This is a genomic window from Gordonia malaquae (assembly GCF_037148075.1).
GTDB lineage: Bacteria > Actinomycetota > Actinomycetes > Mycobacteriales > Mycobacteriaceae > Gordonia > Gordonia malaquae.
Genome location: NZ_JBBCUB010000004.1, coordinates 290,259 through 312,011 on the forward strand (window position 1 = coordinate 290,259; position 21,753 = coordinate 312,011).

The 21,753-nt window shown below is 67.0% G+C and carries 26 protein-coding genes; 13 read left to right on the top strand and 13 right to left on the bottom strand.

What is annotated here, in order from left to right; translation table 11 throughout:
- Positions 1 to 8 precede the first annotated feature (8 nt).
- From WFK36_RS15760 to WFK36_RS15770, 3 genes are read left to right on the top strand one after another with little or no spacing between them, the layout of a single operon-like run.
- A complete protein-coding gene (locus tag WFK36_RS15760; protein ID WP_336792801.1) occupies positions 9 to 650 on the top strand; it encodes a lipid droplet-associated protein in 642 nt (213 codons plus the stop codon).
- Positions 647 to 1,864 (top strand): exodeoxyribonuclease VII large subunit, encoded by a 1,218-nt coding sequence (xseA, locus tag WFK36_RS15765; RefSeq protein ID WP_336792802.1) that lies wholly within the window; start codon positions 647 to 649, stop codon positions 1,862 to 1,864. Before WFK36_RS15760 ends, xseA begins: the two co-directional genes overlap by 4 nt.
- Positions 1,861 to 2,076, top strand: a complete 216-nt coding sequence (locus tag WFK36_RS15770) for an exodeoxyribonuclease VII small subunit (RefSeq protein WP_336792804.1) — start codon at positions 1,861 to 1,863, stop codon at positions 2,074 to 2,076. Before xseA ends, WFK36_RS15770 begins: the two co-directional genes overlap by 4 nt.
- 216 nt (positions 2,077 to 2,292) lie before the next feature.
- Here WFK36_RS15770 and WFK36_RS15775 read toward each other — a convergent pair whose 3' ends face one another.
- Positions 2,293 to 2,874 (bottom strand): DUF4245 domain-containing protein, encoded by a 582-nt coding sequence (locus WFK36_RS15775; RefSeq protein WP_040520149.1) that lies wholly within the window; start codon positions 2,872 to 2,874, stop codon positions 2,293 to 2,295.
- 109 nt (positions 2,875 to 2,983) lie between these two features.
- On the opposite strand from WFK36_RS15775, the gene glpX reads away from it, so the two are divergent.
- Positions 2,984 to 3,973: a class II fructose-bisphosphatase gene (gene glpX / locus WFK36_RS15780; protein WP_008379736.1), complete on the top strand. Its 990-nt coding sequence runs from the start codon at positions 2,984 to 2,986 to the stop codon at positions 3,971 to 3,973.
- A gap of 53 nt (positions 3,974 to 4,026) precedes the next feature.
- Here the strand turns inward: glpX and WFK36_RS15785 are convergent, their stop codons facing one another.
- On the bottom strand, positions 4,027 to 4,707 hold the full coding sequence (locus WFK36_RS15785; protein ID WP_336792808.1) for an ABC transporter ATP-binding protein: 681 nt from the start codon (positions 4,705 to 4,707) through the stop codon (positions 4,027 to 4,029).
- Positions 4,708 to 4,716: 9 nt separating this feature from the next.
- Entirely contained in the window at positions 4,717 to 5,676 is a 960-nt protein-coding gene (locus WFK36_RS15790; RefSeq protein ID WP_336792809.1) for an ABC transporter permease, read from the bottom strand.
- Between the two features lie 139 nt (positions 5,677 to 5,815).
- Between WFK36_RS15790 and WFK36_RS15795 the strand changes: the two genes are divergently transcribed.
- The 3 genes from WFK36_RS15795 to WFK36_RS15805 are packed head-to-tail and all read left to right on the top strand — an operon-like array spanning position 5,816 to position 8,237.
- Positions 5,816 to 6,925, top strand: a complete 1,110-nt coding sequence (locus WFK36_RS15795) for a sensor histidine kinase (protein WP_336792811.1) — start codon at positions 5,816 to 5,818, stop codon at positions 6,923 to 6,925.
- Entirely contained in the window at positions 6,922 to 7,551 is a 630-nt protein-coding gene (locus WFK36_RS15800; protein ID WP_008379732.1) for a response regulator, read from the top strand. The genes WFK36_RS15795 and WFK36_RS15800 overlap by 4 nt, the downstream gene beginning before the upstream one ends.
- A 20-nt stretch (positions 7,552 to 7,571) precedes the next feature.
- Positions 7,572 to 8,237 (top strand): PIG-L deacetylase family protein, encoded by a 666-nt coding sequence (locus WFK36_RS15805; RefSeq protein WP_336792813.1) that lies wholly within the window; start codon positions 7,572 to 7,574, stop codon positions 8,235 to 8,237.
- Here WFK36_RS15805 and WFK36_RS15810 read toward each other — a convergent pair.
- Positions 8,234 to 8,674 (bottom strand): VOC family protein, encoded by a 441-nt coding sequence (locus tag WFK36_RS15810; RefSeq protein WP_336792814.1) that lies wholly within the window; start codon positions 8,672 to 8,674, stop codon positions 8,234 to 8,236. The two genes, WFK36_RS15805 and WFK36_RS15810, sit on opposite strands and share 4 nt — an antisense overlap.
- A 95-nt stretch (positions 8,675 to 8,769) precedes the next feature.
- Positions 8,770 to 9,648: a L,D-transpeptidase family protein gene (locus tag WFK36_RS15815; protein ID WP_336792817.1), complete on the bottom strand. Its 879-nt coding sequence runs from the start codon at positions 9,646 to 9,648 to the stop codon at positions 8,770 to 8,772.
- 111 nt (positions 9,649 to 9,759) lie between these two features.
- Between WFK36_RS15815 and WFK36_RS15820 the strand changes: the two genes are divergently transcribed.
- Both WFK36_RS15820 and WFK36_RS15825 read left to right on the top strand, forming a co-directional pair.
- Entirely contained in the window at positions 9,760 to 10,365 is a 606-nt protein-coding gene (locus tag WFK36_RS15820) for a class I SAM-dependent methyltransferase (RefSeq protein WP_336792819.1), read from the top strand.
- Positions 10,366 to 10,511: 146 nt separating this feature from the next.
- Positions 10,512 to 11,339, top strand: a complete 828-nt coding sequence (locus WFK36_RS15825; protein WP_336792820.1) for a DUF559 domain-containing protein — start codon at positions 10,512 to 10,514, stop codon at positions 11,337 to 11,339.
- Positions 11,340 to 11,410: 71 nt separating this feature from the next.
- Here the strand turns inward: WFK36_RS15825 and WFK36_RS15830 are convergent, their stop codons facing one another.
- The gene (locus WFK36_RS15830; protein WP_336792821.1) at positions 11,411 to 12,715 is read right to left on the bottom strand and encodes a PhoH family protein; all 1,305 of its coding nucleotides are present in this window, start codon (positions 12,713 to 12,715) and stop codon (positions 11,411 to 11,413) included.
- Positions 12,716 to 13,012: 297 nt separating this feature from the next.
- Here WFK36_RS15830 and WFK36_RS15835 point away from each other — a divergent pair, with 297 nt between their 5' ends.
- Both WFK36_RS15835 and WFK36_RS15840 read left to right on the top strand, forming a co-directional pair.
- Entirely contained in the window at positions 13,013 to 13,477 is a 465-nt protein-coding gene (locus WFK36_RS15835) for a hypothetical protein (RefSeq protein WP_336792822.1), read from the top strand.
- Positions 13,474 to 13,764, top strand: a complete 291-nt coding sequence (locus WFK36_RS15840; protein WP_008379717.1) for a transcriptional regulator — start codon at positions 13,474 to 13,476, stop codon at positions 13,762 to 13,764. The genes WFK36_RS15835 and WFK36_RS15840 overlap by 4 nt, the downstream gene beginning before the upstream one ends.
- 1 nt (position 13,765) lies before the next feature.
- Here WFK36_RS15840 and WFK36_RS15845 read toward each other — a convergent pair whose 3' ends face one another.
- The 4 genes from WFK36_RS15845 to WFK36_RS15860 all read right to left on the bottom strand — a co-directional run bounded on the left by WFK36_RS15845 (position 13,766) and on the right by WFK36_RS15860 (position 17,989).
- The gene (locus WFK36_RS15845) at positions 13,766 to 14,509 is read right to left on the bottom strand and encodes a DUF6199 family natural product biosynthesis protein (protein ID WP_336792823.1); all 744 of its coding nucleotides are present in this window, start codon (positions 14,507 to 14,509) and stop codon (positions 13,766 to 13,768) included.
- Between the two features lie 67 nt (positions 14,510 to 14,576).
- Entirely contained in the window at positions 14,577 to 15,446 is an 870-nt protein-coding gene (locus WFK36_RS15850) for an acyl-ACP desaturase (protein WP_336792824.1), read from the bottom strand.
- Positions 15,447 to 15,456: 10 nt separating this feature from the next.
- Positions 15,457 to 16,752 carry a serine hydroxymethyltransferase gene (gene glyA / locus WFK36_RS15855; protein ID WP_336792825.1) on the bottom strand — a complete coding sequence of 432 codons (1,296 nt, stop codon included), beginning with the start codon at positions 16,750 to 16,752 and terminating at the stop codon, positions 15,457 to 15,459.
- A gap of 10 nt (positions 16,753 to 16,762) precedes the next feature.
- A complete protein-coding gene (locus WFK36_RS15860) occupies positions 16,763 to 17,989 on the bottom strand; it encodes a DUF885 domain-containing protein (protein WP_336792826.1) in 1,227 nt (408 codons plus the stop codon).
- 33 nt (positions 17,990 to 18,022) lie between these two features.
- Here WFK36_RS15860 and coaA point away from each other — a divergent pair, with 33 nt between their 5' ends.
- The gene (gene coaA, locus WFK36_RS15865) at positions 18,023 to 18,964 is read left to right on the top strand and encodes a type I pantothenate kinase (protein ID WP_008379709.1); all 942 of its coding nucleotides are present in this window, start codon (positions 18,023 to 18,025) and stop codon (positions 18,962 to 18,964) included.
- A gap of 39 nt (positions 18,965 to 19,003) precedes the next feature.
- On the opposite strand, the gene ybaK is transcribed toward coaA, so the two are convergent.
- The 3 genes from ybaK to WFK36_RS15880 are packed head-to-tail and all read right to left on the bottom strand — an operon-like array spanning position 19,004 to position 20,996.
- Positions 19,004 to 19,483 (bottom strand): Cys-tRNA(Pro) deacylase, encoded by a 480-nt coding sequence (gene ybaK / locus WFK36_RS15870; protein WP_336793082.1) that lies wholly within the window; start codon positions 19,481 to 19,483, stop codon positions 19,004 to 19,006.
- On the bottom strand, positions 19,483 to 20,217 hold the full coding sequence (locus WFK36_RS15875; RefSeq protein WP_008379707.1) for an SDR family oxidoreductase: 735 nt from the start codon (positions 20,215 to 20,217) through the stop codon (positions 19,483 to 19,485). Before WFK36_RS15875 ends, ybaK begins: the two co-directional genes overlap by 1 nt.
- A 2-nt stretch (positions 20,218 to 20,219) precedes the next feature.
- Entirely contained in the window at positions 20,220 to 20,996 is a 777-nt protein-coding gene (locus WFK36_RS15880) for an isoprenyl transferase (protein ID WP_008379706.1), read from the bottom strand.
- A 60-nt stretch (positions 20,997 to 21,056) separates the two neighbouring features.
- Here WFK36_RS15880 and trhA point away from each other — a divergent pair, with 60 nt between their 5' ends.
- A complete protein-coding gene (gene trhA / locus WFK36_RS15885; protein WP_336792829.1) occupies positions 21,057 to 21,725 on the top strand; it encodes a PAQR family membrane homeostasis protein TrhA in 669 nt (222 codons plus the stop codon).
- Positions 21,726 to 21,753: the final 28 nt, after the last annotated feature.

The window sequence follows — 21,753 nt, forward strand, 5'->3', positions numbered from 1 at the left end:
GTGTTTACATGAATCGTCCTCCGTACCCCGCCCGCGTGGTGGCAGGTCTGCTGGTCACGACCGTCGAGGAGACCCGGAAACTGCCGACCCGGGTCATCACTCTGCCGATGTCTGCGGTGAGCAGCGCCCTCCAGGCCGGCATGCGTCTGCAGCAGAACATCGCCGAACTCGCCATCAAGGGCGACGAAGTGCTGTCGCCCATTTTCGACAAGGCCGAGGAGCAGCCGGAGTGGGCGCGCTTCGACGATGAGGACGAGCCGGCAGCCGCGGCTGTCGAGTCGGTCCCGGAGCCCGAGGAGGATCCGACTCCCGCTCCTGCTTCGGCTCCTGTCGCCGCTCCCGAGCCGAAGGCCGACGCCGCCGGACGCCACGCGTTGTTCAGTTCCGTCCCAGCCGATCTCGCGCCCGGCGCCACCACCGCGAGCCCGAAGTCGGATGAGTCGACCGGCCCGGTGCCCGATGCCGTCGCCGCCCTCGACTACGACTCGCTGACCCTCGCGCAGCTGCGTGCGAAGGTTCGCACTCTCGACGTCGACACCCTGCAGGTCGTGGCCGAATACGAACGCGCCAATCGCAATCGCACCCCGTTCGTGACGATGATCGAGAACCGCATCGCGGGCCACCAGAAGAAGGCCGACGCCGGCCAGTGACCTCGCCCGAAGAGCCGTGGCCCGTACGCACGCTGAGCTTCAAGATCGGCGAGTGGGTCCACAAGCTCGGCCAGGTGTGGGTGGAAGGGCAGTTGACGCAGATCAACTCCCGGCCGGGGACTCGCACAGCGTTCCTGACGCTCCGCGACCCGGCCGCCGACATGTCCATCTCGGTCACCTGTGACCCGAATCTGTTGCGCCGCAGCCCCGTCCCCCTGTCGGACGGGGCTCGCGTCGTCGTCTGCGGTCGGCCCAGCTTCTACGCCGGACGCGGCACCCTGTCACTCCGAATCACCGACATCCGCCCGGTCGGCATAGGTGAGCTCCTCGCCCGCATCGAGCGGATCAAGGCGTTGCTCGCCGCGGAGGGACTGTTCGACGCACGCCGCAAGCGTCCGCTTCCGTTCCTGCCGCACACGATCGGCCTGATCAGCGGGCGGGCGAGCGCCGCTCAACGCGACGTCGTCGCCGTCGCCGAGGAACGCTGGTCGTCGGTCCGCTTCGATGTCCGCGACACCCCGGTGCAGGGACCGACCGCTGTCCCCGCGATCATCGCCCAGCTCGCTGAGCTCGACGCCGATCCCCGCGTCCAGGTGATCATCATCGCTCGCGGCGGCGGCAGCGTCGAAGACCTTCTCCCCTTCTCCGACGAGACCCTCCTGCGCGCCGTCGCCGACTGTCGGACGCCCGTCGTCAGCGCGATCGGCCACGAACCCGACACTCCCCTGCTCGACCTCGTCGCCGACGTTCGGGCCGCCACTCCGACCGACGCGGCGAAACGTGTGGTCCCCGATGTGACGGCCGAGCTCCGGGCGATCGCAGTGCTGCGTGAACGCAGTGCTCACGCGCTCCGCAACTGGGTGCATCGGGAGCAGCGAGTGCTCGACGGACTCCGCGCCAGGCCGGTCCTCGCCCGGCCGCTGACGATGATCGACGGCCGACAGGACAAGGTCGACTCCGCTGTCGTCGACATCCAGCGCAGCATCCGGCATCTGGTGACCGTCGAGGAGCATCGCCACGCCCAGTTCGCTGCGCGCCTCGCCACACTCGGTCCCGCCCAGACTCTCGCCCGCGGCTACGCCGTCGTCCAACGCACGGGCACAGACCACCCACACGCGGTGTCGACCGTCGACGACCTGCCCGACGGCGCACAGGTGCGCATCCGGGTGGCCGACGGGTCCGTCCACGCGCTCATCGAAGGAGAACGCTCATGACCGACGCCCCTACTCCGGTGGACGAACTCTCCTACGAGGATGCTCGGGACGAACTGTCGCAGGTCGTCGCCGCCCTGGAGCACGGCGGCCTCGGCCTCGACGAGTCGCTCGCTCTCTGGGAGCGCGGCGAAGCCCTCGCCACCCGTTGCACCGCACACCTCGAAGGCGCCCGCGCCCGCATCGAAGAAGCACTCAACGCCGGCGACGAGTAGCGCCCGGTGCTCGTCAAGCGAGCACCCAATCCCTGCCCGCTGAGCGAGCCGGCTCCCCTTCTGCTCGTTGAGCGAGCGCAGCGAGTCGAAGCGTCCGCACCCCACGCAAAACCCAGCACCACGGAACAGCAGCCGAACGTTCAAACACTGAGCCGGACCGTCACCACGCTTCGACTCGCTTCGCTCGCTCAACGAGCAGAATGGGCGCAGAGCTGGTTATCCGGTCGGCTTGGGGCGCGTGGAGACGATCGGCTGCGCGGCGGCGACCCCGGCGGCGAGTGCTTCCAGCGACTCGTCCTTACCGGAACCCTTGACTGCGATGCGGACGTCGCCGAAGTCGGAGATCCACGCCTTCTTGTGGTCGGCGTTCTCGTAGGTGACCCATGTGCGGCCCCCGATCTCGCGGGTACCCGTGCCGGACGCTTCGTCGCCCAGCAGCTGCCGGAGAAGAGGCTCCTCGGTCGCGTCCGTCTGGGTGAGCTGCACGTACGCGCCCGCCCCGGTGATCCATCCGACGTTGCTCGACAGCGTCGTCTCGACGTTCTGTGTCGACCCCGAGTTTGGCTGCCAGTCCGCGGGCACCTTCGGATCCCGGATCGGGAAATGCATGGTCGACGCGTCAGCGAGCAAGCCGTCGGAGACGTCGAAGTACGGGACCTGCTTGTCGTTGGCGTCGTTGCCGAATCCCCAGCTGCAGCTTCCGGCGACTCCTGCGACGATGAGCACGAGGACAGCGAGCGGGATGAGGGACCACATCATGTCCCTGCCGTCCTGCAGGATTCGGGGTTTGTCGGCCATGCCAGCCATTATCCACGGTCTTCCGTGCACCCACGCTTCCCGGGTCCGTCGCGGCCATGAAAGAATTGGCGGGTCTGTGTTGTGCATTGGTGCCTAGGAGTGGAGTCACATGTCGTCGAAGGAAGCACCCGATCGTAATCTCGCGATGGAACTCGTTCGAGTCACCGAGGCGGCAGCGCTCGCTGCAGGCCGCTGGGTTGGACGCGGCGACAAGAACAGCGGCGACGGCGCGGCTGTCGACGCGATGCGTGAACTCCTCTCGACGGTCTCGATGCGCGGCACCGTCGTCATCGGCGAGGGCGAGAAGGACGAAGCGCCGATGCTGTACAACGGCGAGGTCGTCGGAAACGGCGAGGGCCCCGAGGTCGACGTGGCCGTCGACCCGATCGACGGCACCACGCTGATGGCCGAGGGCCGCCCGAACTCGATCGCAGTGATCGCGGTCTCCGAGCGCGGCACCATGTTCGACCCGTCCGCAGTGTTCTACATGAACAAGATCGCCGTCGGCCCGGCCGCCAAGGGCGCCATCGACATCGATCAGTCGGTCGAGTGGAACATCAACTCCGTCGCCGCAGCCAAGGGCATCGACGTCGCCGACCTGACCGTCGTCGTCCTCGACCGCCCGCGTCACGCAGAGTTGATCTCCGAGATCCGCGAAGCAGGCGCGAAGATCCGACTGATCTCCGACGGAGACGTCGCCGGCGCGATCGCCGCGGCGGGCGACTACAGCACGGTCGACATGCTGATGGGCATCGGCGGCACCCCCGAGGGCATCATCAGCGCCGTCGCCATGAAGTGCATGGGCGGCGAGATCCAGGGCAAGCTGTGGCCGAAGGACGAAGCTGAGCGCCAGAAGGCCATCGACGCAGGTCACGACCTCGATCGTGTGCTCACCAACGAGATCCTCGTCAGCGGCGAGAACTCCTTCTTCTGCGCCACCGGCGTGACCAACGGCGACATGCTCCGCGGCGTCACCTACCGCCCCAACGGCGCCACCACCCGTTCGTTGGTCATGCGCAGCAAGTCGGGCACGGTCCGCACCGTCGAGGCCGTCCACCAGACGTCGAAGCTCCGCGAGTTCGCGCGCATCGACCTATAGTCACACACGCATCAGCCAGGCCTCGACCGAACCGGTCGAGGCCTGGCTTGTGTTCAGACCCTCACGGGATCCAACTTCCCGTCGAGCATCACGAGAACGTCGTCGGCATCGTCGAGTGCACGGTGATCGTGCGTGACGAGCAACGCGGCGATGCCTCTCTCCCGAACGAGCCTGGTCAACAGTGCCATCGTCTCCGCTGCGCGGTGCGAATCGAGGGCTGACGTCGGTTCGTCGGCGAGCAGCAGTCCGGGATCGCCGATGAGCGCGCGTGCGATGTTCACTCGCTGCCGCATGCCGCCGGACAGTTGATGCGGCCGACGGTCCATCGCGTCGACCAGGCCGACATCGGCCAGGAGATCACGGGCACGCGACTTCGCGGCCGCGGGCCGACCTCCCGCGATGTGCACTGGCAGGAGAACCTGTTCGAGCGCTGTCAGATCGGGCAACAGGTTGTCGTGCTGAAAGACGAAGCCGATTCTGGTGCGCCGCACCGCAGCACGTTGTTCTTCGGTCGAGTCGGTCACGTCGACACCGTCCACGACAACCCGGCCGGAGTCGGGCGCGACGAGGGTGCCGGCGACCGACAGGACGCTCGACTTCCCACATCCGGACGGCCCGGTGAGGCCGACGAGGCGACCACGCGGAACGGCCAGCGAGACGTCGTCGACGGCGGTGAGGCGCGCCCCGTCCCCATCCGGGTAGGTGAGTGTGACGTCGGTGATTTCGAGGGACATTCGTCGCTCCTATCGGTTGAGTGCGATGAGCGGATCCACGCGGACCAGCGGTCTGAGGGCAAGTCCCGCACCGGCCATGCCGAGCACCGCCATGCCTGCGACGAGACCTGCGGTGGCCGTCAGGTCCAGAGCGATCGGAACTGCCGACGATGCGATCCACGCGCCGACCGATCCGCTGGAGAGCCCGACGACGAGTCCGACTCCGAGCACCGCGGCTGCTTGGCCGAGTCCGTCCCGCAGCAGGTAGCGACGACTCGCACCCATCGCTCGGACCACCGCGAGCGCACGCACTCGCTGGCCGGTCCAGACGGCGAAGAAGCCGCCGACGACGATCGCCGAGACGCCCACGAGCAGTGCCTGGATCATGAGCAGCGACGAGTGTTCGGAGCTGTAGCCGGGGACGAGTGACGGCAGGTCGCTGTGCGCGGCCCTCACAGTTCCGGGGACGTCCTGGTCGGTGAGCAGAGCCGATGCGGCGTCACGTCCGGTCGCTTCATGCCAGAGACTCAGCGGCATCCTCAGGACCGGCGTGTGCGCGTACTTGCCGACATCGGCGATCGTGTCGACGCGGACGGGCGTGTTTCCGATGGTCGCTGTCGATCCGGCGGTGAGGCCGAGAGCCGATGCCGTGGACGGGTCGACGGTGACGGTGTCGACGTCGGAGAACCCGAAGGCCGACACGGCGGCCGCCCGCTCCCCCACGGTGATGCGCGTGGTCGCGACGCCGAGTGCCGGAACACCTGCGATCGGGGCGACTCGACTGTCGGTGAGCGACGACGCCGCGCCGTCGGCTGCGGTCTGTGTACGCACGTCGCCGGGCAGTGCGCGGACTGCGGACGTCGACTCGTTGTCGAGCCCGGCGGCGAGTGACGACAGCATCACCACCATCAACGTCAGTACCGCGATCACACCTGTGATCAGTGTGAATCGTCCTCTGGCGTCGCGGATCTCGCGCCATCCGATGTACACGTCTCTCTCCTGTCGTTCAGTGGTCCCTCCAGCCTCGCGTCGAACGGCACCGCTCCGCATCGCCCGCACGGGTCGTCTTCGCATCCATCAAAAGGTGCACTCGTCGAGGTGCTCTGCGTCCGGCAGCGATACTGGGAGAGTGACCGACGACCGCACCACCGACCGCTACGCCGAATGGGGCGGCCACGTCCTGTTCGCGACGTTGCTCGCGGTGGGCGTGGTGAAGTCGTCGACCGGACCGCACCCCGTGGTTCCGTTGGTCCTGGCCGCGCTCGTCGCGGGGTGGTACGTCGTGGGAGCGGTCGCGTCGGCTCGAGGCCGCCGCGAGCGTGCCGGACTGTGGGCGATGACGTTGACCGCCGGCTGGATCGCCCTGGTGTGCGCATCTGACGACTTCGTGTGGCTGGCGTTCGTCCTGGCGATCCTCTGCTGGCGGTTCCTTCCTCGCGCGGTCGCGGCAGGCGCCGCCGTCGTAATCGCGATCGTGTCCGTCGCCGGTGTCTGGGTGACGCAGGGTTTCACGGTCGGTGGCGTGATCGGGCCGACGATCGGCATCGCAACGGCCGTCGCCGTCACCGAGGCGTTCACCCGGATCGCCGCCATGGTCTCCGAGCGCGACCGGCTGGTCGACGAGTTGGTCCTCACGCGTGACGAACTCGCGGCGCAGCAGCGAGAAGCAGGCGTGCTGGCCGAACGCGATCGACTCGGCGGCGAGATCCACGACGGCGTCGGACAGTACCTCGCGAGCATCATCATGCTGCTGCGCGCCGGACAGCCCGACGCCGCCCTCGACACCGCGCAGGCCGCGCTGATCGAGTCGCGTCGATTCCTGTCCGGCATCGACGGTCCCGCACCCGCGGGTGGGCTGCCGGAAGCCTTGACTCGGCAGGCCGCCCTGCTGACAGACGCAGGAGTGCCCGCCGTCTTCGCCGAGCACGGCACCCCTCTCGACGTGTCCGAGGACGTCGAACGCACGCTCCTGCGGACCGTCCAGGAAGCTGTCCTCAACGTCCGACGTCACGCCGATGCGACGTCCGCCGCCGTGACGTTGACGTGGCTGCCCGGCGAAGTCCATGTGGATGTGGTGGACGACGGTGTCGGGATCGGCTCTCGCGGGGACGGTTCAGGTTTTGGGCTTCGAGCGATGCGATCACGTGTGTCGCGCTGTGGCGGTGAGGTGAGTGTCGACGCCACACCGGGTGGAGGGACGACGGTGCACGCGCGCATTCCGATCGGACCGCTCGCATGATCCGCGTCATGATCGTCGACGATCACCCGGTGGTCCGCGCAGGATTGCGAGCCGTCCTCGGATCCGTCCCCGACATCACCGTCGTCGCCGAAGCGGGCACCGCCGCCGAAGCCGTCGACACCGCGACCGGAACCCTCCTCGACGTCGTCCTCATGGACCTGCGGTTGCACGGCGCAGACCCCACGGCCGACGGTGTGTACGCGACGCAGTCGATCCGCGCGCTCGCCGACCCGCCGAACGTCCTCATCTTGACCACCTACCAGTCGGACGTCGACATCGTCCGAGCCGTCGACGCCGGCGCCGTCGGATACCTGCTGAAAGATGCGGCACCCGACGTCCTGACAGCCGCGATACGTTCCGCCGCCGCAGGCGAGACCGTCCTCGGGCCGGCGATCGCCGCCCGCCTGCTCTCCCGCGTGACGTCACCGGACACGGCGCTGACCGGCCGGGAGCTCGAGATCGTCGAACAGCTCGCCGCAGGCGGGACCAATCGGGAGATCGCCCGTCGCCTGGTCATCTCCGAGGCGACCGTGAAATCCCACCTCGTCCACATCTTTGACAAACTCGGCGTCAACAGTCGCACCAAGGTGATCGCCGCGGCCCGCGACCGGGGACTGATCGACTGACTCCGGCGTACGGTGGGCCCATGATCGAAACTGTCCCGGAGAATTGGTCCACAGCTCTGATCCTCGTCGCACATCCCGACGATCCCGAATACGGCCTGGCTGCCGCCGTCGCGCGGTGGACGTCGCAGGGCAAGCGGGTGGTCTACGCCCTCGCGACGAGCGGCGAGATGGGAATCGAGGGGATAGCGCCGGCCGAGGCGGGCCCGCTCAGAGAAGGCGAGCAGATCGCGTCGGCGGCGGAAGTCGGCGTCACCGAGGTGGAGTTCTGGGGCTTCCCGGACAGCGAGATCTTCAACACCGCCGAATTGCGGGCGAAGGTCGCCGAAACGGTGGCGCGGATCGATCCGGATGTCGTCGTCAGCCTGTACGGCGGCGCCGAATGGGGTCCCGGTCTCCCCAACCAGCGTGATCACATGGAGTTCGCACAGGCCGTCGTCGACGCCTATGACGGCCCGGGTCCGCTGTACTGCAACGGACCTGGTGCAACGCATGCAGTGGACGTCGAAGGGTTCACCGACGCGGCTGTTCGCGCCCTCGAATGCCACCGCGTGTATCTGGAGGTACTCGATCCGTCGACGCCCGTCGCGGAGCAGGCTGCGGCTCAGGTCGAGCGGTCGACCGGCCCGATCGACGGCTTCCCGGCTGCCCGCGCGACAGGATTGGAACTGCTGCGCGCAGCTCGCTAGCCGAGGTCGACGCCTTCGAAATCAGCGTCGGTGTACTCGCGCGGCTCGACGAGGACCAGCCAGTTCCCGGAGTTGTCCCGCATGATGGCCTCGACTCCGTACGGGCGATCCTCGGGCTCTTGCAGGAACTCGACGCCCTTGGCCTTCAAGTCGTCGACGGTGGCTCGGCAGTCTTCCACGTTCAGTCCAAGCGCGGGCAGACCGTTCTCGTCCTGCGCGCGAATCATCGCGGAGATCAGGTAGTCGGGCAGCGGCGCGCTCGGCGTGGTGAGGTGAATGGCCAGCTCCGGCTGCGTCGGGTGCGACACCGTGCACCACCGGAAGTCGCCCATCGTCATGTCCTCTCGGAGGTCGAATCCGAGGACGTCGGTGTAGAACGCCTTCGACTCGTCGATGTTCTTGACCCAGATGCTCGTCAACGAAACGTTTGTGATCATGGCCCCACCATAGGGCCGAGGCCGCACGCGTGTGTCGCGTACGGCCTCGGCTCGCTGAAAGGTTCGTGTGGGTTTCTGCTGACGGCAATCAACCGTCAACTCGTGGTGGGGATCAAGCCCTTCAATGTGTCGGGGATGAGAGCGGCGAGGTTGCCGAGGACTCCGCCGATGATGTCGCCGTTCGGGCTCGCCTCGGGTGCCGGAGCGTCCTTCGGCGCGTCGACGTTCACGCCGATCGTGATCTTCGGGCTCTTCGTCGGGTCGAGCCACTTGAGGACGTCGATCATCTTCTGCCGCTCGATCGCGATGCACCCCCACGTCGGCTGGTTGTCGCTCACGTGCAGGAAGATCGCCGACGCGTCGCCCGGGACCCGGTTGGGGTTGTGCGCGACGTTGACCGCGTAGTCGTACACCGGGCCCATGTTGTAGAGGTTCTCACTGTCGCCGCCCGGGCTCTGCGCCTGGCGGACGTGAGTGTTGTAGGTCGGCGACTTGGGGTCCGAATCCCACCAGTCCTGCGTGTCTGCCTTGAAGTACGGCATCTTGGTGCCCGGGTTCTCCTGACGGCCGAACGCCTGATCCAGCGGGAAGGTGCCCTGCGGGGTGCGGTAGACGTTGTCCTGCGCCTTGCCCATGCCCTTCTCACCGAGCCACGCCTTCGTCGGCCCGATGACCGGCTTCCAGACGCCTGCGTCGTCCTTCTCGAACGCCGTCAACGTCGCCGTCTGTGACGTCGCGACCGGTGCGGTGACCACGACCATCTGCTTGGTCGCGTCGGCGGCCTGCGGGGTGGTTCCACCGGGCAGGCCGGGGACGTTCAACGACTTCAGGATGGTCTCGATCAGCGTCGTGATGTCCGACGCTCCGGGGGCGGGAGCGGGGGTCGCCGGCGCGGCGGACGCCGATCCCGTCCCGACCACCAGCGCAACGACAGCCGCCGTCGCCAGTAGTCCCAACTGCCACACTCGCCTCATCAGTAACTTCAGCATCATCTCAGTGTGCCAGCGACATCCGGGCATACGCCACCTCAGGAGAGCATCGTCACCTTTCCGCAATGCTGCAGCACCGCGGCTATGGTCGAAGTCATGACCACTCCTCCCCTGCCCCGCTGGATCACCGACACCAAGCCCGGACACAGCGAGTGGTACGTCGACCGATTCCGCACGATGGCCGCCGACGGCGCAGACCTCGTCGGCGAAGCCCGCCTCATCGACGCGATGGTGGGTCGCAGTTCTCGGATCCTCGACGCGGGGTGCGGACCCGGCCGCGTCGGCGGTTACCTCCACGAGGTCGGCCACGAAGTGGTCGGCGTCGATGTGGACCCGATCCTGATCGACGCGGCGATCGCCGACCATCCGGGTCCCGATTGGCAGGTCCAAGACCTGTCGACCCTCGACCTGCTCGATCAGTCGGGAAATCGCCGCCGATTCGACGCGATCGTCTGCGCCGGAAATGTCCTCGCGTTCGTCGCGCCGGAAACCGAAGCCCTCGTACTGCGCCGACTCCGCGAACACCTGGCAGCCGACGGATTCATCGCGGTCGGGTTCCACACCGACAAGCTGAGCATCGCCACCTTTGACGACGCGGTCGCCGCCGCAGGCCTGACCCTCGACCTCCGTCTCTCAACCTGGGACGTGAAACCCTGGCGCGACGACGCCGATTTTGCGGTCTCGATCCTCCGCGGCGTTTAATGTTCCCCGATTTCGCCGCAGAACGGCGATATCACATCACATAGCCCGATTCCGGGGAACGTTAAACCTGTGGACACCGCCAATCAGTTGTCCACAGCCCTCGGCTACCGCCCAATTCCTCCCGAAACGGGCGCAAAGTGGGCGACATGGACCCCATTCGCCACGGCGTCTACACCACAGCCCAGCTCATCGCGATGGTCGGCAGGACCGGTCTCGCCGAACTCATCAGACTCGAGTACGCGCGGCAGCTTCGACGCGGCTGGTACCAACTCGGCGAAGTCTCACAGAACCTCGTCGCGGCGATACAACGAGGAGGAGTCCTGAGTTGCGTCAGCGCACTGGAGCATCACGGAGTCTGGGTGCCCGAAGGCCCCGACGTGCACGTTCGCGCCGATTCGTGGGCCACCCGCAATCGAAAGGGCCCCTTCTGCCGCCAGTTCGGACGACCGACCCCCACCGCGGAAGCGATCGATGACGTGCCCACGGCGATAAAGCATGCCGCACGATGCCTGGATACCGAGGGCTTCATCGTCGCCTGCGACTCGATCCTGAACCGCAGGCTCATGACATGGGACCAACTCGAGTACCAGTTCCGGGACGCGCCGACCGCCATCGCTCGAGCACTCAGCCGCTGCGACGGCGATGCGGAGTCAGGCCCAGAGACCATGGCCCGCCTTCGCCTGATGGACCTACGCCTGCCGGTGCGGATTCAAGTCGAGGTCACCGACGATGACAGGGTCGACCTCCTCATCGGCGACTGGCTGATCATCGAGATCGATGGATGGGAGTACCACGGCGACCGGAAGTCGTTCCAGCACGACCGAACTCGCGATCGCAGAACCTTCCGGATCGGCTACCACACGCTCCGGTACACCTACGACGACATCGTCTTCGACTGGGCGCACAGCCTCACAGACATTCAGCGGGCCGTTGCCGCGGGCCTACATTCGAGGCCCAATCGCCGCCGTGTTTAAGGTTCCCCGGAAATCGTGAGATCAGAGCCGAAGCCCCGCGATTGACCCAATCCGGGGAACCTTAAACATGATCAGGGCGCGCCGGGAGCGAACTCCTCGAGCATGTCCGTGACCAGAGCGGCGATCGGCGAGCGTTCGCTGCGAGTCAGGGTGATGTGGGCGAAGAGCGGGTGCCCCTTGAGCTTCTCGATGACGGCGGCGACGCCGTCGTGGCGTCCGACCCGGAGGTTGTCGCGCTGGGCGACGTCGTGCGTCAGGACGACACGAGAACCAGAACCGAGCCGCGACAGCACGGTGAGCAGCACGTTCCGCTCCAACGACTGCGCTTCATCGACGATGACGAACGAGTCGTGCAGGGAGCGGCCGCGGATGTGGGTCAGGGGCAGCACTTCGAGCATCCCGCGGGAGAGCACCTCATCGATGACCTCGGTGGATACCAGTCCTTCGAGTGTGTCGAAGACGGCCTGCGCCCAGGGCCCCATCTTGTCCGACTCGCTCCCGGGCAGGTAACCGAGATTCTGTCCACCGACCGCGTAGAGCGGACGGAAGACCACGACCTTCCGCTGCGTCCGTCGCTCGAGCACCGCTTCCAGGCCGGCACACAGCGCGAGTGCCGACTTGCCGGTGCCCGCCTTGCCGCCGAGAGAGACGATGCCGACCGACTCGTCGAGAAGCAGGTCGAGCGCGACGCGCTGCTCGGCCGATCGTCCACGCAGACCGAACACCTCACGATCACCGCGGACCAACTGGACCTGCTTCGTGTCCGTGACGCGGCCGAGCGCACTGCCCGACGACGCTCCGACCATCCGAACGCCGGTGTGGCACGGCAGGTCGCGGGCCTCGTCGACGTCCACGACTCCGTCGGCGAAGAGAGTGTCGATGTCGGAGTCGAGAACGTCGAGCTCATCCATTCCCGTCCAACCCGACACGACCACGTCTTGCGCGTGGTACTCGTCGGCGGCGAGCCCGACTGCGCCGGCCTTGACTCGCAGCGGCGTGTCCTTGGACACGAGGGTCACGTCGCGTCCCTCCGCCCGCAGATTGAGTGCGCACGCAAGGATGCGGGAGTCGTTGGTGTCGTTGCGGAATCCGGCCGGCAGGACGGCCGGATCCGTGTGATTGAGCTCCACCTGGACTGTTCCGCCGAGGTCACCCACAGGCAGCGGCTCGTCGAGTCGACCGTGCTCGACGCGCATGTCGTCGAGTAGACGGAGGGCTTGGCGGGCGAACCAGCCGAGTTCACTGTGATGCCGTTTGCCCTCGAGTTCGCTGATCACAACGAGTGGGAGGACTACGTGATGCTCGGCGAACCGAGTCACCGCCCACGGGTCGGAGAGCAGTACGGAGGTGTCGAGGACGTAGGTGCGTGCGGTCACGTCAAGGCTCCTTGGCGCCGCGCGGCTCCCGCGCGGTCCGAGTTTCTCCGGCCGGTCGGTCCTTGCCTGGTGTCGGTGTCAGCCGACGTCGGCGAGGACCGGGGCCGGTCCTCTCGTGACGTGATCGTCCACGAATCGAACCTCCCGAACGAACCGCTTCCCCACGGCCCGTCAAGGCCAAACGTACGCCGGGTCACACCGACCATCGGCGAATGCCAGTCAGCGTGTCGGTGAACAGCGTGTAACCAGAAGAATCAGTACTTGCCAAACCAGAAAGCACTCTCTATATTTTCCAATATGGAAACTACACCGGATCCACAGGCGGCGCGAGACGCTCTCCGCGAAGCCGAGCGCGCGGCCGCCGCTCCGTTCGTCGACTACCCGGCGACTCCCCTCTGGTACTCGCCTGCGGTCGGCGCCTGGTTCACCGCGCTGGCGGCGATCGTCTGGTACCGACCAGACACGAAGTACGCGATCCCGGCGATGGTCGTTCTGATCGCACTGGTAGGCGCATTCGTCTCGTGGCACACACGAGTCCGCGGGACGATGCCGAGGCTGACCGGCGCGCCGCGCGAACTGCGCGGCCCGATGCTCTCGTACGGTGTTGGCGTCGTGGTGATCGCAGCGATCGTGATCCCCATGGGAATGTGGGAGCCGACGGCCGGGGTCATCGCGACGTTCATCCTGGTCACTGTCGGTATCGCCGCCTACGAAGCAGCGTATGCGCGTGCCGCCCGCGCTGTCCGGAAGCGCCTCGGATGAGCGGCCCGCTCGGCGATCTCGACCCCGTTCTGACTCCCCCGAAACGACTCGCGGCGCTCGCCGTATTGAGCAACGCGACGACCACCGACTTCGCGTTCCTGCGTGACCACCTCGCTGTCAGCGACTCCGACCTGTCCAAACAGATGGCCGCACTCATCGAGGCCGGATACGTCAGCGCGACCAAGTCTCGGGGTCGCGGCGGTTCGACGACCTACAAGATCACCCGCGACGGCAAGAAGGCGTTCGAGGCGCACAAGAGCGCGCTCGAACGACTCATCGCGGGCTGACTCACTCCGCGGCGAGCAGCGGAACGGATTTCCATGACGGGTCGATCCGGACGGGGTGTTGAGTCTGGACCACACCCGGCGTCAGCACCTCCACCAATGGGGTCGGACGGATCCGCGGACCGAACCGCAGACCCACCGACACCGGATCGACGAGCGGTGCGGCGGTGAGGATCGGGCGGTTCCCGACAGGGCGGTCGAGCTTGCGGGTGAGCGCACGGGGAGCCTCGTCCGAACACTGCTCGGCTTCGTCGACGCTCGATCCGGACTCTCCGCGGAAGTCGGTGAAAGACCGACTCACCGAGACGACGACGGCGTTAGTGTGCTCGTACACCCCGACCCCGGTGACGCAGCTGGTCTGCCACGGCGAATCCGCTTCGAGCACAACGAACTCCAGAGTCAGTTCACTCGGGTATCGGTAGCCGACCATCCTGCCCGCACCGAGGTCGACCCTGCTCGGCTTCGGGTACGTGAACGGGGGCGACGAGTACGTCGGCCGAGGCGAACGGTCCGCGTTCCGGTTGTCCGACCGGCTCGTGTCATAGATCAACCACCCGCAGACGACCACCGCGATGATTCCGACAACCCCGCCGATGCGAGCCAGCCCGTACGCGACGTCGCTCGGCTCGTTGGCATCCGGATCGCGGAACTTCCACGACTCCGTCGCCCGCCAGAGACCACGCGGATCGACGATCTGCCACACGGCGAAGCCGACCACCACAATGCCTAGGAGAATGAAGAAACCCACAGCTAGAACCCCCTCTTACGAGGACTCTAGCCCGTGGGCTTCGTCGGGTATGTCGGGTGATCGACAGTCAGTTGCTGCCGGCGCGATCCAGGATGCGAGCGCGGGCTGCTTCGGCCTCGTCGGAGAGGCTCTGCAGGCTGTCGATCTTGAGTGCGTCGGCGAGGCGACGGGCGATCGCTGCGTCGGATGCGGCGTCCTCGAAGTCGCTGATGAGTGCGCGCTGGGCGTCGAAGTCGGCGACGTCGTCACCGATGTGTTCGATGCCTGCCAGCGCACGGTCGACAGCGAGCACGGTCGCCTCCTGGTCGGCAACGGCTCCGGCGACCAGGAACGCCTGGAAGAACGAGGCCTGTGCGGCGTCGTCGTGACGGATCTTCTCCAGGATGTTCTTCAGGTCGGGATCGTCGGCGTGCTCGAGGAGCTTGCCGATGAAGTGATCACACTGGTTCTCGTGCACTGCGAGCAGCGCGAGGACGTCGAGCGGACCGAGCGAGTCGACCTCTTCGGGTGTCTGACGCCAGCCTGCGACGACGTGGATTCGACGACGGTTCTCGGCGTCGACCGGGTCGGTCGCCCGGGTCACGACCAGGTAGTCGCGCAGCACGATCGCGTGACGGTTGTCCTCCGCGGTCCACGTTCCGACGAGCTGCCGCCAGTCGGAGAACGGCGGGAAGAACATCGAGATCACGCGATGGAAGGACGGCAGGTTGTCCTTCATCAGCAGCAACGCGAGCAGACCTGCGGCAGCCGTCTCGTTCAGCGTCTCGTCGCCGGGCTGGAAGTCTTCGCCGCCGAGGAACGCGAAGTTGCGTCCCTTGTCCCACGGCACCCAGTCGCCCGGGTTCCACGCGAGCGCAGCGGCCGCGTGTTCTTCGGCGATCTCGGGGAGAGCCTTCTCCAGCGCGGTGATCAACTCGTCTTCGCTCAGTACTGACACGGGCGCCACCTTACTTCACACCGCTCATCAAGCCCCAGTCCTCGAGACCTTCGTACAGCGGGAAGTCGAGCGCGAGAGCGCTGACACGAGCGCGCAGCGACGCGACGTCGGCGTCCTTGCCTGCTGCGAGCGCAGTGCCGATGATGTCGGCTACCTCGGTGAACTCGGTGTCGCCGAAACCGCGTGTCGCGAGCGCAGGAGTGCCGATGCGCAGGCCGGAGGTGACCATCGGCGGACGCGGATCGAACGGCACGGCGTTCCGGTTGACGGTGATGCCGATCTCATGGAGAAGGTCTTCAGCCTGCTGACCGTCGAGATCGGAGTCGCGCAGATCGACCAGCACGAGGTGGACGTCGGTGCCTCCGGTCAGCACTGTGATGCCGGCCTTGGCGACGTCGTCTCCGAGGAGGCGGTCGGCGAGGATCTTCGCACCGGAAAGCGTGCGACGCTGGCGCTCGGCGAACTCGTCGCTCGCGGCGACCTTGAGCGCGACGGCCTTGGCAGCGACGGCATGCATGAGCGGACCACCCTGCTGACCGGGGAAGACTGCGGAGTTGAGCTTCTTGGCCCACTCCTTCTTCGCCAGGATCATGCCCGAGCGGGGACCACCGAGGGTCTTGTGGACGGTGGTCGAGACGACATCGGCGTACTCGACCGGGTTCGGGTGCAGACCGGCGGCGACGAGACCCGCGAAGTGCGCCATGTCGACCCACAGGTGTGCGCCGACCTCGTCGGCGATCGACCGGAAGGCCGCGAAGTCGAGCGTGCGCGGGTAGGCGGACCAGCCTGCGACGATCACCTTCGGCTTGGTGTCGAGGGCGATCCTGCGCACCTCGTCCATGTCGATGCGGAAGTCTTCCTTGCTGACGCCGTAGAAGGCGTTCTCGTACAGCTTGCCCGAGAAGTTCAGTCGCATGCCGTGCGTCAGGTGACCGCCGTGCGCCAGGTCGAGACCGAGCAGCGTCTCGCCCGGCTCCATCAGTGCCTGCAGGACGGCAGCGTTGGCCTGGGCTCCTGCGTGCGGCTGAACGTTGGCGAACTCGGCGCCGAACAGTTCCTTGGCCCGGTTGCGTGCGATGTCCTCGACGACGTCGACGTACTCGCAGCCGCCGTAGTAGCGGCGACCCGGGTAGCCCTCGGCGTACTTGTTGGTCAGGACGCTGCCCTGCGCCTGAAGCACCGCGCGCGGGACGAAGTTCTCCGACGCGATCATCTCGAGGGTGTCGCGCTGACGGGACAGCTCACCGTTCATGGCGGCAGCCACATCGGGATCGAGTTCGGCCAAGGACTGCGTGAACTGACTCATGCCGTGCATTCTAGTGTGCAAGTTCGGTGCGGAGAACTTGTGGGGTGAGGGGTTCGTCGAGCAGCCTTCCGAATCGGGCGAGCCGCTGGTCCGACGGTGCGTCGTCGAGCCAATCCCCCAGCAGTCGGTAGCCCTCGACGTAGGTGGAGATGTACGCCCGCCACAGCGGCGAGGTGAGGAACCTCAGCATCTGCCGCGAGCGGTCCGGATCGACGAGCAGCCATTGTTGGAGGAACGCTGCGACGGTGTCGGCGTCGTCGTGCCGGTCGTGGAGCATCAGCGCGGCGTCCTGCCGGACGGTGAGCAGGCCGGCGGTAGCCGTCGACACGGCGCGGGCCTTCTCGGCGTCGAATCGAAGGCCGAAGTCGGCGTAGATCTCGGCCGCCCACTCGTGCCAGTCAGGCCCCATCGCGGCGGCGAGCGCGTGGTCGGCCAGGCCCTCTGCCATCAGGCATTGTGGCGTGTTGACGAGGAAGATCGTGTGCTCGAGCTGCCCGGTTCCGACGAGACCCTGTTCTTTCCGGCAGTGCTCGGTGTGATGACCCGGGTACGCCTCGTGGGCGATCAGGCCGGGCAGCCCCGACAGGTGCTGCGGGAGGTCGGTGTTCACTGCGACGTTCGATCGGTAGTCGCCCAGGTAGTAGTTGAAGCCCGACCACGGCTGGTCGGAGACGACGTCGAACTCCACCACCTCGCTGGGAGGCAGCGGGAACTCTGCACGCACCCGATCCCGCAGACTGCTCGCGAAGGCCGCGATCAGCGGTTCGGTGAGGTCGGCGGGGATCTCGCCGGCCCGGCGGTACCGCTGGTACTCGTCGCGGAGCCGCTCGCCCGTCGCACCGGGCACTCCGAGCGCCTCCGCCAGCGCGCCGTGCGCCTCCCGGTAACAGGCCGGATCTGCGGGCGCGATGTCGACGTCGAAGTAGGCGCGCACCTCGTCGACGAACCCGACGTCCTCCCCTGCGAACTTCCGCGCCGAGCACTCCAGTGCACGCAGATGCGCGGCGACGAACTCGGCACGGTCGGCAGGCAGCCCGTCGGGAAGACGTTCGAGGAGCGCTCGAGCACGTGCGCCGAGCTGCGCCGGATCGGGCCGCGGCGCGTTCTGAGCCTCGGCCTGCAGCGCCGGGTCGCCAGTGAAGGCGTCGACAAAACCCTCCTCCAAACGGTCGAACAGCAGCCCGATGCGGAGGTACTCGATCACCGGATCATCGGACGGGCGCTGCGCTGCGGTCATGCCTGCCAGCCTATGCCTGTACCGTTACCGGTCATGGCGCGCCATTCCAGCGACCGCGACCCCGGCCTCTACCTCGAACTCGACCGCAAGCAGTGGCGTGAGCTGCGGCAGTCGATGCCGATGGTGCTGACCGAGTCCGAGCTCGAAGACCTCGTCGGTCTGGGTGAGCAGATCGACCTCACCGAGGTCGCCGAGGTCTACCTGCCGATCTCCCGTCTGATTCACATGCAGGTCGAGGCACGACGCCGGTTGTTCGCCGCGACGTCGACGTTCCTCGGCGAGCACCAACGCAACCGGCAGGTGCCGTTTGTCATCGGCATCGCAGGCAGCGTGGCCGTCGGCAAGTCGACCACTGCGCGTGTCCTCGCGAAGCTCCTGTCGCGGTGGGAGACCCACCCGAAGGTCGACCTGATCACCACGGACGGGTTCCTCTACCCGACGGCCGAACTCGAACGACGCGGCATCATGCACCGCAAGGGCTTCCCGGAGTCGTACGACCGGCGCGGACTGCTGCGGTTCGTGACGGAAGTGAAGTCGGGGGCGTCGTTCGTCACCGCGCCCGTGTACTCGCACGTCAGTTACGACATCGTGCCTGATGCGTTCATCGAGGTGGAACAGCCTGACATCCTGATCGTGGAAGGCTTGAACGTCCTGCAGACCGGCCCCACCCTGACCGTGTCGGACCTGTTCGACTTCTCCATCTACGTCGACGCGAAGACGTCCGACATCGAACGCTGGTACATTTCGCGATTCCTCCAGATGCGGACGACCGCGTTCCAGAATCCGAACTCGCATTTCCACCATTACGCATCGTTGACCGATCAGCAGGCGAAGATCGCCGCCCGCGACATCTGGACGTCGATCAACCGCCCCAACCTCATCGAGAACGTGCTTCCGACACGGCCCCGCGCGACGCTCGTCCTCCGCAAGGACCGGGACCACTCGATCAACAAGGTCCGCCTGCGGAAGCTCTGAGCGTCGACTCCTCGACTCACTCCGCAAGCAGTGAGAGTTCTACGCAAGAATGTCCGCGACTACGGCGTCGGTCGCCGCGACGAGGTCGTCGGGCGACAGTTCGATCTCCAGTCCGCGTTTGCCTGCACTGCAGAGCACGGTGTCCCACATGAAGGCCGATTCGTCGACGACGGTCGGCAGCGTCGTCTTCTGCCCGACCGGCGACACTCCACCGAGCACGTAGCCGGTCGCGCGCGTGACCTTCGCCGCGTCAGCCATCGCCGCCTTCGACGCACCGAGCGCCTTCGCCGCGGCCTTCAAGGACAGTTTCTCCGGCACAGGCACGACGGCGACCGCGAGTGTGCCGCCCAGATCGACGACAAGGGTCTTGAAGATCTGTTCGGCGCTGATGCCGAGGGCCGCCATCTTCTCGACCGCTTCAGCGCCGTAATCAGTGCTGCGTCGATCGTGGTGATAGCTGCGGACGGTGTGTGCGACGCCGGCCGTCTCCAGGGCCGCGATCGCCGGGGTGGCCGCCATCAGCGGCCGTCCAGCCACATGTCGAGGGTCGTCGTCGTGACGACGTCCGGGCTGTCCGGGATGAGAACGCCCGATCGCAGCACCGCATCGGAGTCGGCGGGCACCACGCGCACCGCCGATCCGTCGCGGGCCACGATTCGACGGGCGATGTCGACGAGGTCGAGCTCCGCGGGCCCCGCGACGCTGACATACGCGGGCCGGTCCTGGTCGACGACCACGTCGGCGAAGGCGCGCACCACGTCTTCGACGGTCGCGGGCCGGCACCGCAGGTCGGGGAGCTCGACGACGTCGCCGCCCGCAGCGAGAAAGCGTTCGGCGAGCGAGAACCATTGAACGGACGCGACAGCGCAGGCGCGGTCGCCGAGTTCAGCGGCGTAGACGCGTTCCTGTTCGGCTTTGCCGCGGTAGTGACCGAGCGCGGCGGCGACCGCGGGGACGCCCGCTCCCACGATGGTGAGGTAGACGACCGGGACGCCTGCCGCCGTCGCGGCTCGGGACACGTTGCGCGCGACCGCGCCGAAGAACTCGGCCGTGTCGTCACCGTCTCGGGACGCCGTACTGGTCACGTCCACGATCAGGTCGGCGCCCGTGCACGCATCGTCGAGCCCGACCCCGGTCACCGCGTCGACTCCGGTCGACCGGCCCGCGCGGGTCACGTCGACGCCGAGGTCGGCCAATCGATCACACAGCGCCGCGCCGAACTGACCGGTGCCGCCGACGACGGTCACCCGCATGGTCACTTGCCGAAGCGTCGACTGCGGGCCGCGTAGTCGCGGAGCGCCCGAAGGAAGTCGACGCGGCGGAACTCGGGCCAGTAGGCGTCGGTGAACCAGATCTCCGAGTACGCGCTCTGCCACAGCAGGAAGCCGCTGAGTCGCTGCTCGCCGGACGTTCGAATCACCAGATCCGGGTCTGGTTGACCCGAGGTGTACAGGTTGGCGTCGATCCCGGCCACCGTGACGGCCTCGATCATCTCGGCAGGCGTCGCACCGGCGTCGGCGGCGTCGGACAGCAACGCCTGCACCGCGTCGACGATCTCTTGGCGGCCGCCGTAGCCCACGGCGACGTTGACGTTCATGCCGGAAAGACCGGCTGTTCGCTCGGACGCTTCGCGAAGACGGTTCGCGACAGGTCCGGGGAGGTTGTCGAGATTTCCGACGATCCGCACCCGCCAGTCGCCGTGCGAGATCTCGTCGACGATGTCCGGCACGATCTCCATGAGCGCATTGAGCTCGTCCGATGCGCGGGACAGGTTCTCGGTCGACAGGAGGTAGATCGTGACCGCCTCGATGCCCAACTCGTGGCACCACCCGAGCATGTCGGCGATCCGCTTGGCGCCGACCCGATGCCCGTGCGCGACGTCGTCGAATCCCGCTTCCCGCGCCCACCGGCGATTGCCGTCGCAGATGATCGCGACATGCCGAGGCACCCGGTCGGGGTCCATGAGTTGCACGAGACGGCGTTCGTAGACGCGGTACATGCCTCCGCGGAGGGCGTCGGGGAGGAGTTTCACAGCCGCGATGTTACTCGGCGAACAAGTTACCGGTGCGAAACTTACGGTAGCGTAGGTTCCATGATCGATACTCCCGCCGAGGTGCAGGCCGTGAAACCGACCCTGCGCGGCGTGATCCACACGTACTCCGCCGTCGTCGCCGCGGCGATCGGAGCGATTCTCATCGTCGGGACAGCCATCCATCGCGGCGCCGCCGACGTCCTGTCGGTGGTCGTGTACGTCGTCACGATCTGCGGACTGTTCACCGTCAGCACCGTCTACCACCGCGTCCACTGGACGACACCGCAGGCCCGGATCGCCATGAAACGTGCCGATCACTCGATGATCTTCGTGTTCATCGCGGGCACCTACACGCCGTTCTGCATGATGGCCCTCGACGCACCGACCCGGTGGTGGATACTCGGCGGCGTCTGGATCGGCGCCATCGCCGGGGTGACCCTGAAGATGCTCTGGCCTGCGTCACCGCGCTGGCTGGGAGTGATCCTGTACATCGCGCTCGGCTGGGTGATCGTCTTCGTCGCACCCGCTCTCGTCAGTACGGTCGGCGTCGCGGTCCTGGTACTGCTCGCGGTCGGCGGCGTCCTGTACAGCCTCGGCGGCGTGCTCTTCGCTCTCCGCTGGCCCGACCCGTGGCCAGGCGTGTTCGGACACCACGAGGTGTTCCACGCCTGCACCGCCGTCGCGGCACTTCTGCACTACATCGCAGTCTGGCTGGTGGTCCTGAACTGACTCACGGCGCTTCTGCCGTAAAGTCACC

Coding starts and splice junctions, on each gene's coding strand:
- WFK36_RS15760 (WP_336792801.1), top strand. CDS start 9: ATGAATCGTCCTCCGTACCCCGCCCGCGTGGTGGCAGGTCTGCTGGTC.
- WFK36_RS15770 (WP_336792804.1), top strand. CDS start 1,861: ATGACCGACGCCCCTACTCCGGTGGACGAACTCTCCTACGAGGATGCT.
- WFK36_RS15775 (WP_040520149.1), bottom strand. CDS start 2,874: ATGGCCGACAAACCCCGAATCCTGCAGGACGGCAGGGACATGATGTGG.
- glpX (WP_008379736.1), top strand. CDS start 2,984: ATGTCGTCGAAGGAAGCACCCGATCGTAATCTCGCGATGGAACTCGTT.
- WFK36_RS15785 (WP_336792808.1), bottom strand. CDS start 4,707: ATGTCCCTCGAAATCACCGACGTCACACTCACCTACCCGGATGGGGAC.
- WFK36_RS15800 (WP_008379732.1), top strand. CDS start 6,922: ATGATCCGCGTCATGATCGTCGACGATCACCCGGTGGTCCGCGCAGGA.
- WFK36_RS15805 (WP_336792813.1), top strand. CDS start 7,572: ATGATCGAAACTGTCCCGGAGAATTGGTCCACAGCTCTGATCCTCGTC.
- WFK36_RS15810 (WP_336792814.1), bottom strand. CDS start 8,674: ATGATCACAAACGTTTCGTTGACGAGCATCTGGGTCAAGAACATCGAC.
- WFK36_RS15815 (WP_336792817.1), bottom strand. CDS start 9,648: ATGAGGCGAGTGTGGCAGTTGGGACTACTGGCGACGGCGGCTGTCGTT.
- WFK36_RS15820 (WP_336792819.1), top strand. CDS start 9,760: ATGACCACTCCTCCCCTGCCCCGCTGGATCACCGACACCAAGCCCGGA.
- WFK36_RS15825 (WP_336792820.1), top strand. CDS start 10,512: ATGGACCCCATTCGCCACGGCGTCTACACCACAGCCCAGCTCATCGCG.
- WFK36_RS15835 (WP_336792822.1), top strand. CDS start 13,013: ATGGAAACTACACCGGATCCACAGGCGGCGCGAGACGCTCTCCGCGAA.
- WFK36_RS15840 (WP_008379717.1), top strand. CDS start 13,474: ATGAGCGGCCCGCTCGGCGATCTCGACCCCGTTCTGACTCCCCCGAAA.
- glyA (WP_336792825.1), bottom strand. CDS start 16,752: ATGAGTCAGTTCACGCAGTCCTTGGCCGAACTCGATCCCGATGTGGCT.
- WFK36_RS15860 (WP_336792826.1), bottom strand. CDS start 17,989: ATGACCGCAGCGCAGCGCCCGTCCGATGATCCGGTGATCGAGTACCTC.
- coaA (WP_008379709.1), top strand. CDS start 18,023: ATGGCGCGCCATTCCAGCGACCGCGACCCCGGCCTCTACCTCGAACTC.
- ybaK (WP_336793082.1), bottom strand. CDS start 19,483: ATGGCGGCCACCCCGGCGATCGCGGCCCTGGAGACGGCCGGCGTCGCA.
- WFK36_RS15875 (WP_008379707.1), bottom strand. CDS start 20,217: ATGCGGGTGACCGTCGTCGGCGGCACCGGTCAGTTCGGCGCGGCGCTG.
- trhA (WP_336792829.1), top strand. CDS start 21,057: ATGATCGATACTCCCGCCGAGGTGCAGGCCGTGAAACCGACCCTGCGC.